Below are 13557 nucleotides of genomic sequence, written 5' to 3'. Positions count from 1 at the left end.
GATGATCTCGGAAGTGGAAGACGCGATGGAAAAATTGGTGGACCGGCACGAATTGCGTGCGTCGCTGGATCAATTGCGTGGCGAGTTGCTGGCTCAGCGAACGGAGGATGGACACTGGACGGGTGAACTATCCGCCTCGGCGTTGTCGACCGCGACGGCGATCAGTGCGATGAGTGCCGCGGTCCGGTCGGGCGAATTGGCTGATTCGGACAAGGCCGCGTTGTTGGAACAAATTCAGAGCGGACGTCGTTGGCTTTCGGATCAGCAGAACGACGACGGCGGTTTTGGCGACACCGATCGCAGTCACAGCAACATCGCAACCAGCTACCTGGTTTTGGCCGCGTGGACTCTGTCGGACCAAGTCGTTGGTGAAGCAACGAATGCCGATTCTGTCTCGCGATTGAAAAGTTGGATTGAATCGGCAGGTGAGCTCGATGGCCTTCGGCAACGCTATGGCAAGGACAAAACGTTTGTCGTTCCGATCCTGACCAACATGGCGATCGCGGGCTTGGTCCCTTGGAAAAAGGTTTCGGCGTTGCCGTTCGAGGCCGCTGTTGTTCCGCAGTCTTTGTACCGATTTGTGGGAATGCCCGTCGTCAGTTATGCAGTGCCGGCACTCGTCGCGATTGGACAGGTGAAGTTTCTCGAGGGTGGCGGGTGCTTGCCGCCTTGGTCGTTGGTGCGACGTGCGGCCATCGAACCATCCATGAATGTTTTGCGTTCGATGCAGCCTTCCAGTGGCGGGTACTTGGAAGCCACGCCGTTAACCGCGTTTGTTGTGATGTCTTTGTCGGCGAGCGGACGTGCCTCGCATGAAGTCACTCGCAATGGCCTGCGTTTCTTGCGTGAGTCGATGTTGCCCGATGGCAGTTGGCCGATCGATACGAATCTGGCGAACTGGGTGACATCACTTGCGACAACCGCGCTGGCGATGGATCCCGAGGACGATCGAACTTGGTCGACCGACGAACTGATCCAGTGGCAACGAGGTTGTCAGTACAAAGAGCGGCATCCGTTCACGGGGGCTGATCCAGGTGGTTGGGGCTGGACTGATTTGTCCGGTTCGGTGCCGGACGCGGATGACACTCCCGGTGCGATCATCTCGCTGCGAATGCAGGCGACGACCAAGCCGGATCTGCTGGGGAATGATTTTTCGCGAGAGTGGCCGACGTCAATGGCTTCGGGTGCGAGCACTCAGAACGCGGTGGACACGTGGCAGGCCTGTGATCGCGGTGTCGATTGGCTGCTGGGTTTGCAGAATCGCGATGGTGGGTGGCCGACTTTTTGCCGGGGCTGGGGAAAGCTGCCTTTTGACCGCAGCAGCAATGATTTGACGGCGCACACGCTTCGAGCGATCGCTTGCTTGCCGAATCGGTCCTCCGAGAAACGAGAAAGAGCGATTCGGAAGGGTCTCGGTTTCTTGCGAAAGAATCAGCAGCCCGATGGATCGTGGCTGCCGCTGTGGTTTGGAAATCAAGATCGGGCGGAGGAGGACAACCCCGTCTACGGGACGTCACGTGTGTTGGTCGACGCCAGTCCTGAGTTGGGGCACGACGCGATTATTCGTGGGCTGAGCTATTTGATTGAAAATCAGAATAGCGATGGGGGGTGGGGCGGAGGCGAATCTGTTCGCGAAACTTTTGCTTTGTCCGAGGGTTCCATCAGTTCTCTGGAAGAAACTGCGCTCGCGGTGGAGGCACTGGTGAGTTGGTGGGCTCGAATTCCGGGGAACGAGGGCGGGCAGTCTGGTCCAAACGACATTTCGGATGGAAGCCTCTGGGATGCGTCGATGCGTTCATCGCTGCGAGCGGCTATACTTTCCGGCACCCGCTGGCTGATCGATGCCGTGCAACGCGAGCGTCACCAGGTGGCTTGGCCGATCGGGTTTTATTTTGCCAAACTTTGGTATTACGAGCGGCTTTATCCGCTGGTCTTCACGACCGCGGCACTGGGCCGGGTTATGCAACGCGACGAACTACTTAGGTGATTGGCTTGTCGACCGGATCCCCCTCCCTTCCCGCATCTATCCCGCCGAACGAGAACGCATCGAGCGATGTGTCCGTTCCAGGAACCTCTTCAGGCCGACGTCGAAAGACGAGCCATTTGAAGGAGGTGCCAGAAACGTTGGCAATGCGTGAAAGCTTGCGAGGCCGTTGCGCCGAGGTCGCCGCCAAGCTGGATCGTTCTCATCCGATGACCAAGGATGAGATGGAACAGATCTCCCGCCGCATGCTCGAAGAGGCTGATTTGCCCGAGAGCTATCTTGGCTGGGTGATGGTGATGATCAGCAGCGAGTTTTGGGCGGACGCGCTCGCGTCGGTTCCACCGGAACGACGACTGTTCTTGCTGCCTCACTGTTTGAAGCATGCCGAAGGTTGTCCCGCCGAATACGACCAATTCGGCATGAATTGCAAAGAATGCGGCGCTTGCAGCATCGCCGATTTCCGCTCGATCGCCGAAGACATGGGCTACCGAGTTTTGGTGGCCGAAGGTTCACCGGTCGTGATGAAAATCATTGTCGGTGGATACGTTGATGCCGTTGTTGGCGTGGCTTGTTTGAACGTTTTGGAAAAAGCGATCGACAAAGTATTGCTGGCCGGGATACCCTGCATGGCGGTTCCATTGCTGTCGAGCGATTGCCGAAACACCAAGGTCGACGAACCTTGGGTGGAGCAAATGATTCGCACGCCGTACACGCCCGCGGCCGCAAAGACAAAGAGCTACGTTCACTTGATGCGAGCCGCTGGATTGCTGTTCGAAGACACGTTGTTCGAGCGTTTGGCACCCCGGCAACGTGAGAGTCACCTGGGCGGCGACAACACTGGCGTTTATTCGCCAGGCACTCGCATGCTGGATTCGACTCCATCGGAAAACGGGGCGCGTCCCGCGGTGACACCGGACCAACTGGAAGGTGTCGATCCGATCGCCGCAACCGAAACGATTGCTCTCGATTTCTTGGCTCGTGGTGGCAAGCACTCGCGTCCGTTCATCACATTGGCGGCCTACGACGCAATGATGGGCGGCGATGGCACGGGAGCGGATGGAGAGGATGTTCTCAATCGTGTGCCGGATGCGGTTCGTCGGGCGGCATTGAGCATCGAAACGTTTCACAAAGCCAGTTTGGTGCACGACGACATCGAAGACGGCGATGCATTCCGTTACGGTCAGCCCGCTGTGCATCAACGATTCGGTACCGCCACGGCGATCAACGTCGGCGATTACCTGATTGGGCTCGGCTATCGTCTGCTCAGCCGCAATATGATGGGCGATGAAGTCGATGCCGAAACGCGAGTCGATTTGCTGGACTCGTTGGCCGCCGCTCACGTTCGATTGTCCGAGGGACAAGGTGCGGAGCTGCTTTGGCGAGACGCGAAAGATCGCCGTTTGACGCCATTGGACGCACTCAAGATCTATGCTCTCAAGACCTCTCCCGCGTTTGAGGCCGCTCTTTACAGCGGCGTGCGAATGGCCGGCGATGCATCGTTGCTGGTCGATCCAATTCGCAAATTCAGCCGGAACCTCGGGGTTGCTTTCCAAATCATCAACGACCTGAACGACTGGGCTGGGGATGACTCGAACAAGCTGACGGCTGGTGCGGATGTGATTGGTGGACGCCCGACTTTGTTGTGGGCGTTGGCGCTTCAGCATCTGGAAGATGAAGACAAAGAAAGGTTGCTCGCATTGGCGGAGCCTGATTGCGAGTTGTCAGATCGCGAGCGATTGAGCACGGCACGCCGGCTGTATGAAAAAGCCAACGTGTTCGAGATGAGTTTGCAATTGATCGACAAACATCAGGCTCGTGCGGAACAAGTCGCCGACGAAATCGAAAACGAAAGCTTGCGACGGTTGCTGTATTTCTTGGTCGACACCGTCCTGGAGCGGCCTGATGCATCGGACTCGGGTGAAGAAGCCCAGCAGTCAAGCTCGCCCGCCGTCGTGAAGATTGGCGTGGTCGCTCGATAGGTCTGCTTCTTGCATCGACCGAACAGCCATGCGTTTTGTTGGAACCAACTGATCATCGCCCAACGCGGACTCCGTTTGAAAGTTGCTCATGCCTCCCGGTTCACCGTCCTCCGAGATCGAAACGTTGAGTGAGTCCGCCGAACAGGTCGATTTGAAGTCGTTGTTGAAAGAGTTCTACAGCGATTTTGGTGAGCTGGCGGAGTTCGAATTAGCGACCGACATTCCCGAGCCGTTCGACACGTTGCTGAATCATCAGTCTCATATGACGGTGACCGTCGAGCACTATCACGGCGAACCGGTGGACGTGGTCGTTCATCGCCGCCGAAACCGTTTTCGCGATGGCCGGGTGGCTCAAGCGGTCGATGTTGCCAATCCAGATGAACTCGACGCGACGGAGGCCTACACGAGAGAAATCACGTTGGTCACTCAGGACACCCAGCGAGTGGTGCAGCACGGAATCGTTCGCTTGGACCCATCTGCTCTCTCGCGATCGGTTTGGCATCAAATCGCGAGCGGGCAGATTCCGCTCGGGCGAGTTTTGATTGAAAACAACGTGCTTCGCCAAGTTCAATTGTGTCGACTTTGGAAGGTCACCGCGGGAAAACGCCTGGCAGAATTTCTGAATCTTCATGTCGGGGAAGTCGTCTACGGGCGAACCGCACTGATCCGCTGTGATCACCGCCCGGCGATCGAATTGCTTGAAATCGTGCGTGGAAACGGCCCGATTGGCTGATCTGGGCCTCTTGGGAAGAGGGGAAAGTCTATTGAATCCTTCCCCCCTGTAGGCGGTGAGTTAATTGACACAATGAGTGTTCTTGCTACGATGCGAATGTTTTAAGGGTACGAATCGTTCTCGCCAACGTTCATGTTGCGAGGTGTTTCAGACTCGAAAAAAGCAGACGAAGACCTCCGCCACTGTCCACGAATGTTGGATCCCACCTTTCACCGAACTTGATCACCACGATCGAGCCAGGTCCCACCCCTTTTTGGATTTGCTCGGAGCGCACCGTGAAGTCGGTCGTTGCGGCGAACCCATTTCCCGCTTCATTTGAGGAGCATCAGAGACATGCGTTGTCACGGAAACCCACTGACGCAGCCCGGCATGTTTGGTCGCCGAGGATTTTTGGTTGCGGGAGCAGCCAGCGGTCTTGGATTGAGTTTGCCTCAGTTGTTGATGCGAGAAGCATCGGCTGAGATCAAACAATACGACTTCGTCAAACCAAGGGCGAAGAGTGTCATCCACATCTACCTGCCCGGCGGGATGGCTCAACAGGAATCATGGGATCCAAAACCTTACAGCCCGATGGAATATCGTGGCGATCTGGGGACGATCAAAACCAACACGGGCGAAGTCATCGGCAGTGCGATGCCGCAGTTGGCCAAACGAGCCGACAAGTACTGTGTCATTCGATCGATGTCGCACGGCGAAGCGGCACACGAGCGTGGTACGCACAACATGTTCACGGGATACAAACCCAGCCCCGCGCTGAGTTACCCCAGCTTTGGTGCTGTGGTCAGTCACGAGTACGGGCCACGCAACAATTTGCCAGCCTACATTTGCGTGCCAAACGTTCCCAACGAGTTCGCAGGAACAGGGTATCTACCCAGCTCATACGGCGGGTTCGCACTTGGTGCCGACCCGGCTCGCGGTGACTTCCAAGTTCGTGATTTGAACTTGGCAGGCGGCGTCGACGAAGCTCGCTTCATGCGTCGCAAACGTGCGTTGGAAATGGTGAACCAGCGATTCGTCACCGGCACGTCAGCAGACAATGTTGGTGCGATGAACACGTTCTACGAGCGTGCTTATGACCTGTTGGACACACCGGAAGCCAAGGCGGCGTTTGATCTGTCCAAGGAAGACGACAAGACTCGCGATCGCTACGGACGCAATCAAGCCGGTTCGCGAATGTTGATGTGCCGTCGTTTGATCGAAGCTGGTTCACGCTTGGTCACCATGACCTACGGCTCTTGGGACATGCACACGTCGATCACGTCGGGCATTCGAGGCCAAATGCCATCGTTTGATCAAGGCTTGGCCGTCCTGATCGATGACTTGAGTGAGCGTGGTCTGCTGGACGAAACGTTGGTCATGGTCACCAGCGAATTTGGTCGCACACCGAAGATCAACGCGGACGCCGGACGCGATCACTGGCCAAAGGTCTTCAGCGTGATGCTGGCCGGCGGTGGTGTTCAAGGCGGCATGATTCACGGTGCGTCGGACTCGACCGCGTCGGAACCCGAGTTGGATCCTGTGTCGCCTGCTGATTTGGCAACGACCATGTATCGTTTGCTCGGCATTGTGGCTGATAAAGAGCTGATGGCACCCGGCGATCGGCCCATCGAAATTGTTGATGGCGGAAACGTCATTGAGAAAATCTTGACCTAGTCGCTGACGCAACGTCACCGACGGTCGATTCCCACCTATCCCGCCCCGCCTCTATCCCACCGAAGGTTTGTTGTGATGTCACACGACAATCTCCCTGCTTGCGCAGACCGATTTTCTCGTCGGTCACCGCGTTGGGCGAAGAAGCCCTGGGCTTCTGTGTTCTCTGCATTCAATTCACGTGCTGCCAAACGCTGCTTGCTCGGCGTCGCGGCGGTCGTGAGTGCGACGCTTGTGGTCGGAACCGCTTCGGCGGCATTCCCGAAAATCAGTTACATGCGTCCGCTTGGCGTGGTTCGCGGTGAAGAATCGACGATCACGCTTCACGGAAGTTCGCTCGGTGACGCCACTCAAGTTTTGACGGATTTGCCGGGGCTGGAAATTCTGGAGGTCAAACCTGTTGATGAAAAATCGGTGACGGTGAAGCTGAAGGCAGCCGAAAATCTCGCTCCTGGGTTGTATCCCATTCGTTTGGTTACGAAATCGGGAATCACCGACCTGCGATTGATCGGCGTGGGAGCGATGCCGATCGTCAACGAAGTGGAACCCAACAACTCGTTTGAAGAAACGCAGTCCATTGAGATGGATCGCACGATCGAAGGCAACGTCGATCGTGAGGATGTTGATTGCTTCAAAGTGCACTTGGAAGCCGGTCAGAAACTGACTGTCGAAATCGAAGGCATTCGATTGGTCCAGGAACTTCGCAACCGGAACATCTTTGATCCCGCGATCGCGATTTTGAATTCCGATCGATTTGAAGTGGCAGTCAGCGATGATTCGCCTCTGCTTCAACAAGACAGCTTGTGTTCGTTCACACCCGAAGAAGCCGGTGACTACACAATCGTCGTGCGTGAAAGTTCATTCTTGGGAGCATCCAACAAGTGCGGTTACCGATTGCACGTCGGTTCGTTCCCTCGTCCAGTGACTGTTATTCCGTCCGGCGGTGTCAACGGTGAAGTGCTGCAAGCGAAGTTGATTGACGTTGATGGGACCGTGACGGATTCCAGTGTTCAGCTTCCCAGTCAGCCTGTTGCCGAGTGGCCGGTGACTCATCAGGACGATCGAGGTGTCTCACCTTCTCCTAACTGGATTCGAGTCAGCGACGCACCGATCGTGACCGAGGCCGAACCCAACGAAGGGCAGTCACAAGCATCTCCTGGTCAATTTCCCGCTTTGTTATGTGGCGTGATTGAGGAGGGCGACGGCTATGACTGGTATTCGTTCGAATGCAAGAAAGGTGATCGCGTTCGAGTTCAATTGCATGCTCGCAAAACGCTGCGTTCGCCACTCGATGGTGTGATTCACGTCTTCGGTCCCGATGGAAAAACGCTCAAGGGCAGCGATGATATTGGATCGAATCCGGACGGCTTGGTTGACTTCGACGCCGCAGCGGATGGCAATCACTTTGTCCGTGTTTATGACCACCTGCGTCGCGGAAGTCCCAACCACAACTACGTCATCGAACTCAGCCGTCGTGAACCGTCGCTGGAATTGACCTTGAAAGAACTACGTCGTGACGAAGCGATGGTGGTTCCCGTGCCCGTCGGTGGGCATGGTGCGATGGTGTTGACCGCTCGGCGAAATCAATTCAACGAACAGTTTGATGCGTTGGTCGAAGGTTTGCCTGAAGGAGTGACTGCTCAAACTTTCCCAATGCCAGCAGGTCGCGTCGAAATCCCAGTTGTGCTCCATGCGACGAAGGACGCAGCCCTTGGTGGCGCATTCTTCGACGTCGGAGCAGTTGGCAAGATCGGTGATCGCGAAATTCGCGGCAAATTCAACCAACACCACAAAGTCGTGTTGGGTCAGAACCGTCGTGAAATGTTTGGCTACGAGACCGAGAAAGCTGCCTTGGCAGTCTGCGAAGCGATGCCATTCAGTGTCGAAGTGGTGCAACCCAAGACTCCCATCCTTCGCCGTGGCAGCAAGGACTTGTTGGTCCGTATCAAGCGTGATGAAGGCTTCGAAGGAAATGTGTCTTTCCGAACGCTTTACAACCCACCGGGTGTCGGCGTGAACAACAGCAAACGGATCGACAAAGGCAAAAACGAAGTGATCATTCCAATCACAGCAAACGGTAGTGCAGCGATTGGAAGTTGGCCGATGGTGTTGCAGGTTAGCTACGGAACCAATCGCGGAACGGCAACGATGTCCACTTCTCCAATTATGTTGGAAGTGGAAGAACCCGTTTTCGATTTTGCATTCCCGAAATCAGCTGCCGAGCAAGGTGCGGAAACGATGTTGGCGGTTGGGATGACCAAACGCAGAGATATCGAAGGCAACATCGAAGTTCGCTTGGTTGGAATTCCCAACGGAGTGACGTGTGATGAGCCAAAGAAGAAAGTGGAACTCGGATCCGAGGCGGTTCAGTTCGAGCTGAAAGTCGCGGCCGATGCAAAACCTGGCACGCACAAGACAATGGTCGTCCAAACGTTGATCACCCGAGACGGTGAAACAATGATCCAAACGGACGGCACCGGCGAGATCCGGATCGACAAACCGTTGCCGGTCAAAAAAGATCCACCCGCTGAGAAGAAAACTGAAGCGAAACCCAAACCGAAGCCCGCCGCCAAGCCACTGAGTCGCTTGGAGCAACTACGTCAGCAAAAGGAGTCGAAATGAACCGGTCCTTCCATCGATTGACTGTTCACGCGTTGGGACTCACTGCGATTGCAATCGCGGTGGTCTCGGCTGGGTCGGTCTCCGCGGCTTCCCCGGAAGCTATCAAAAGTAAACCGGGCGAGCTGCCCAAAGTGGATCTCTCGGTTTATCCGCCAGAAATCTCGCTGACGACTGCCGCCGACTTTCAATCTTTTGTCGCGGTCATGCGGCGAGAGGATGGAGTGACGGAAGATATCACCGACAAGGTCCGTTGGTCGTTGGGCGATGACAAACTGGCGAAACTGGACGGCTATATCCTGCGACCGCTTGCCGATGGCGAAACGACATTGAACGGGCGCTTCAGCGGTACAAGCGTCGAAGTCAAGGTTCGAGTCGCTCAGGCAGCGACTCATCCACCGGTCAGTTTCATCAAAGATGTGATGCCGACTCTAACTCGTTCAGGTTGCAACACCGGTTCATGTCACGGTGCGGCTCGCGGCAAGGACGGGTTCAACCTCAGCTTGTTCGGCTTTGATCCAAATGGCGACTATCAACGGATCACGCGAGAAATCGGTGTTCGTCGGATCAATCTTGCCGTTCCATCCGAAAGTCTGTTGTTGAAAAAGTCGGTTGGTTCTGTACCTCATACCGGCGGCAAGTTGTTTGGTGTGGATTCGGACTACTACGCAACCATGCACAATTGGTTGAAGGCCGGAGCTCCCAAAGACCCCGCCGATGCACAGCCACCCGCGGTGACTTCGGTAGCGATCTACCCTCAGCAAGCCGTTTTGGAAGGCGCTGACTCGACCCAACGTTTCGTGACCGTTGCGACTTATGCGGACGGGACGACTCGCGACTTAAGTCGCTTGGCAACCTTCTCGACCAACGATGCATCGGTCGCCGCGATGGATCAAAACGGTTTGGCGACCGCAGGTGCGCGTGGCGAAGCGTTTGTGATGGCTCGGTTTGACACCCACACGGTTGGGTCGCAGATTCTGACATTGCCCACCGACTTGCAATACAGTGCACCGGAGCCGCAGCCGAGCAGCTACGTCGACGAATTGGTCGACAAAAAGCTGCAGCAATTGCGTTTGGTTCCAAGTGGCCAGTGCACTGACGCGGAATTCATTCGCCGTGCAACCATCGACATCACCGGGTTGTTGCCAACCGAAGAAGAGTTGAATTTGTTCGTCAACGATGTGGCTCCCGATAAACGAGAGGCACTGATCGACCGATTGCTGGAACGGAAAGAGTTCAGCGAGATCTGGGCGATGAAGTTCGCTCAATTGTTGATGATCAAGAGCACGAACCAAGTCAGCAAGAAATCCGCGATGCTGTACGCGAGTTGGTTGACCGACCAGTTCGCTCGCAATGTTCCGGTCAACGAAATGGTTCATGATCTGCTGACCAGTACCGGTGGTACCTTCGGCGAACCAGCGACCAACTTCTATGAGATCGAACGGGACACACTGAAGACCGCAGAAAACGTCGCGCAGGTCTTCATGGGAATTCGCACGCAGTGCGCCCAATGTCACAATCATCCCTTTGATCGTTGGACGATGGACGATTACTACGGGTTCACCGCTTTCTTTAGCCAGGTTGGGCGAAAGCAAGCCGAGGATTACCGAGAAAAGATCGTCTACAACCGATTCAGCGGTGAAACCAAACACCCGGTGACCAACGCAAACGTGGCTCCTAAGTTCTTGGGCGGTGACGCTCCAGAAACGAAGGGAAAAGATCGCCGCGAAGTGTTGGCGGATTGGTTGGTGGCGGGCGACAACCCGTTCTTTTCAACGAGCATCGCCAACCGAGTTTGGGCCCACTTTATGGGATCGGGTTTGGTCGATCCGGTCGATGACATTCGCGTCAGCAATCCGCCGAGCAACCCTGAGTTGTTCGACGAAATGGGTGAGAAGTTGGTTGAGTACAACTATGACTTCCGTAAACTGGTTCGTGACATTTGCACCAGCCGAGCCTATGGACGCAGCACAGCGACCAACGAATCCAACGCCCACGATTCGCGAAATTATGCTCACGCGACGATTCGCCGGGTCCCTGCGGAAAGTCTGCTGGATTGCATCTGCCAGGTCACCGAGAGTCCTGAAAAATTCAGTGGCTTGCCTCTCGGTAGTCGTGCGGTGCAGATCGCTGATGGTGCAACGTCCAACTATTTCTTGACGACGTTTGGACGTTCAGCTCGAGCAACCGTGTGCGATTGCGAAGCGACTACGGATCCTTCGCTGTCTCAAGCATTGCACTTGCTCAACGGCAGTTCCGTTCACAGCAAAATCGTGCGAGGTGGTTTGATCAAGCGTTGGTTGAACGATGAAAATCTCGAACCTGAAGTGGTCCTCGATCGCATTTATCGCCGGGCACTGAGTCGTGATCCTTCAACGGAAGAACGCGAGTCGGTGAAGACGTTGCTCGCCGAAGAAGGTGCACAACCTCAAGCGGTCATGGAAGACGTTTTCTGGGCGGTGCTGAACGGCCGCGAATTCGTTTTCAACCACTGATTCCGTTTTATTCACTGATAGACAATTACATGTTGCTGCATCTTTCAATGAACTCCATGCGTTCGACGCGGTTCGGAAACGTCGCTTTATCGCTGGCAAGCATTCTGTGGGCAAGTTCATCCGCTGGCGTGTTTGCTGCGGATGCCAAGTCGACCGACGGGCCTGCGAAGGTGACGTTCGAAGACGACGTTAAACCGATTCTTCGTCAGCATTGCTTCAATTGCCACAGCCAAAGTGACAAGCGTGGCGGTTTGGCGTTGGATTCGTACGGTGCGATGATGGAAGGTGGCGGCAGCGGCGAAATTGTCTATGACGATGGCGATGCCGAAACCAGTCGGCTATGGCAATTGGTGAATCACGACGACACGCCCGTGATGCCTCCCAATCAACCCAAGATCGCTGCGGAGCAATTGCAGGTGATCCGGTCGTGGATCGAAGGCGGCATTCTGGAGAACTCTGGATCGAAAGCCAAAGCGAAGAAGAAGAACGCGTTGGCGTTTGTGGCTTCATCGAGCGGTCGCCCGGAAGGTCCGCCTCCCATGCCCGAAGCTTTGCCTCAGCGAGTCCCCGTGGTGACTCAGCGTGCTGCCGCGACGACCGCGATTGGTGCCAGCCCCTGGGCTCCCCTGGTTGCTCTTGCCGGTCAAAAGCAAATCTCGCTGTATCACACCGAAACTTCTGAGCTGCTTGGTGTGCTTCCATTTGAAGAAGGCATTCCGCAGTCGCTGCGTTTCAGTCGTGATGGACAGTTCTTGATCGCCGGTGGCGGCGAACACAGCGTCCAAGGCATTGCGGCGGTGTACGACATCAAGACCGGCGAACGAGTCGCTCAGGTGGGCGACGAATTGGACACCGTGTTTGATGCCGACGTGAATGACAATATGTCACGGATCGCATTGGGTGGTCCCCAGCGAATGCTGCGTATCTTCGATGCGACCGATGGCACCCAGTTGTTCGATATTAAGAAACACACCGATTGGATTTACTCGGTCGCTTACAGCCCGGACGGTGTCTTGGTTGCGTCGGGAGATCGCAGTGGTGGACTGTTTGTTTGGGAAGCGGACACCGGCCGACTCTACCTTGACCTTGCAGGGCACAAAGGTGCGATACGATCGATTTCCTGGCGCGATGATTCCAATGTTCTTGCGAGTGCCAGCGAAGACGGCACTGTGAAGCTATGGGATGTGAATTCCGGAAAAGCAATCCGTTCGATCAATGCCGGAAGCGGCGGCGTTACCTCGGTCCAGTTTGATCACAAAGGCCAAATCGTCACGGCAGGAAAAGACCGCAAGGTTCGGCTGTGGGATGCAAATGGAAAGCAATTGACCGAAACACCGGCGGCGTCAGAAGCTGTTTTGGAAGTCGCGATCACCCATGACAGTTCGCAGATGATCTATGGCGATTGGACCGGTTCGGTCAAGGTTTCAGCGATTTCGGATCCAAAGAAGATCCAAGAGCTGGCGGCCAATCCTCCGCCCGCCAAAGAACGCATCGGTGCCGTCGAGCAAACGTTGGCATCGATCAAGGTCAAGTTGACTCCTTTGCAAGAGAAACGTGACGCGACGACGGCGAATTGGAAGTCGGCTGAGAAAGCGTTGGCGGAGATGGATAGCAAACTCGCCCAACAAAACGAAGCGATCGCGAAAAATCAGTCCGCAATCGCTGCGAAGAAGACTCAGCGAGAACAAACGGTTGCTGGCTTGCCCGCGTTGGTGTCGAAGTCTCGTGATGCACATGATTCGGTAATCGCTTCACGCCTTGGGCTGGGCGAATCGCCCGATGATGCAGCTTTGGTCAAGGCAGCTGATTTGGAACTATCGCTCGCGGAGCAGCTTTCCAAAATTGCTCAACAACGTCGCCAGATCGTGCAGGCGAAGAAGGACGAAGCTGCGTTGGCAGCGACGGTGACGACTCAGCAGACCGAATTGGCCGCGTTGCAGACCAAGCGAGCTGAGATGGAGAAGGCCGTTGAGGTCGCTCGCGTCGCTACGGAGCAGGCTGAAAAGTCATATGCCGCCGTCGCTGGTGAACTCAGTGAAGTCGAGAAAAAACGACAACTGCTGGCTGAAGCGATTCAGTGATTGCATCGATTGTTCG

Annotated in this window: 7 protein-coding genes; all 7 read left to right on the top strand. The window is 55.7% G+C overall.

Features of this window, described 5'->3' with window-relative positions; genetic code table 11:
- Nucleotide 1 precedes the first annotated feature (1 nt).
- The 7 genes from CEE69_RS09390 (at nucleotide 2) to CEE69_RS09360 (ending at nucleotide 13541) form a co-directional block, all read left to right on the top strand.
- The gene (locus CEE69_RS09390; protein ID WP_390179968.1) at nucleotides 2–1987 is read left to right on the top strand and encodes a prenyltransferase/squalene oxidase repeat-containing protein; all 1986 of its coding nucleotides are present in this window, start codon (nucleotides 2–4) and stop codon (nucleotides 1985–1987) included.
- A complete protein-coding gene (locus tag CEE69_RS09385) occupies nucleotides 1984–3963 on the top strand; it encodes a polyprenyl synthetase family protein (protein WP_099260404.1) in 1980 nt (659 codons plus the stop codon). The genes CEE69_RS09390 and CEE69_RS09385 overlap by 4 nt, the downstream gene beginning before the upstream one ends.
- A gap of 88 nt (nucleotides 3964–4051) precedes the next feature.
- Nucleotides 4052–4696, top strand: a complete 645-nt coding sequence (locus CEE69_RS09380; RefSeq protein WP_099260403.1) for a hypothetical protein — start codon at nucleotides 4052–4054, stop codon at nucleotides 4694–4696.
- 333 nt (nucleotides 4697–5029) lie between these two features.
- Nucleotides 5030–6349, top strand: a complete 1320-nt coding sequence (locus tag CEE69_RS09375; protein ID WP_099260402.1) for a DUF1501 domain-containing protein — start codon at nucleotides 5030–5032, stop codon at nucleotides 6347–6349.
- Between the two features lie 195 nt (nucleotides 6350–6544).
- Nucleotides 6545–8968 (top strand): PPC domain-containing protein, encoded by a 2424-nt coding sequence (locus tag CEE69_RS09370; RefSeq protein ID WP_099260401.1) that lies wholly within the window; start codon nucleotides 6545–6547, stop codon nucleotides 8966–8968.
- Nucleotides 8965–11460 (top strand): DUF1549 domain-containing protein, encoded by a 2496-nt coding sequence (locus tag CEE69_RS09365; protein WP_099260400.1) that lies wholly within the window; start codon nucleotides 8965–8967, stop codon nucleotides 11458–11460. The genes CEE69_RS09370 and CEE69_RS09365 overlap by 4 nt, the downstream gene beginning before the upstream one ends.
- Before the next feature lie 47 nt (nucleotides 11461–11507).
- Complete coding sequence (locus CEE69_RS09360; protein ID WP_390179966.1) at nucleotides 11508–13541, top strand: c-type cytochrome domain-containing protein; 2034 nt, start codon at nucleotides 11508–11510, stop codon at nucleotides 13539–13541.
- Nucleotides 13542–13557 lie beyond the last annotated feature (16 nt).

The organism is Rhodopirellula bahusiensis (genome assembly GCF_002727185.1).
Taxonomy (GTDB): domain Bacteria; phylum Planctomycetota; class Planctomycetia; order Pirellulales; family Pirellulaceae; genus Rhodopirellula; species Rhodopirellula bahusiensis.
This window is presented reverse-complemented; position numbering and strand designations above follow the sequence as displayed.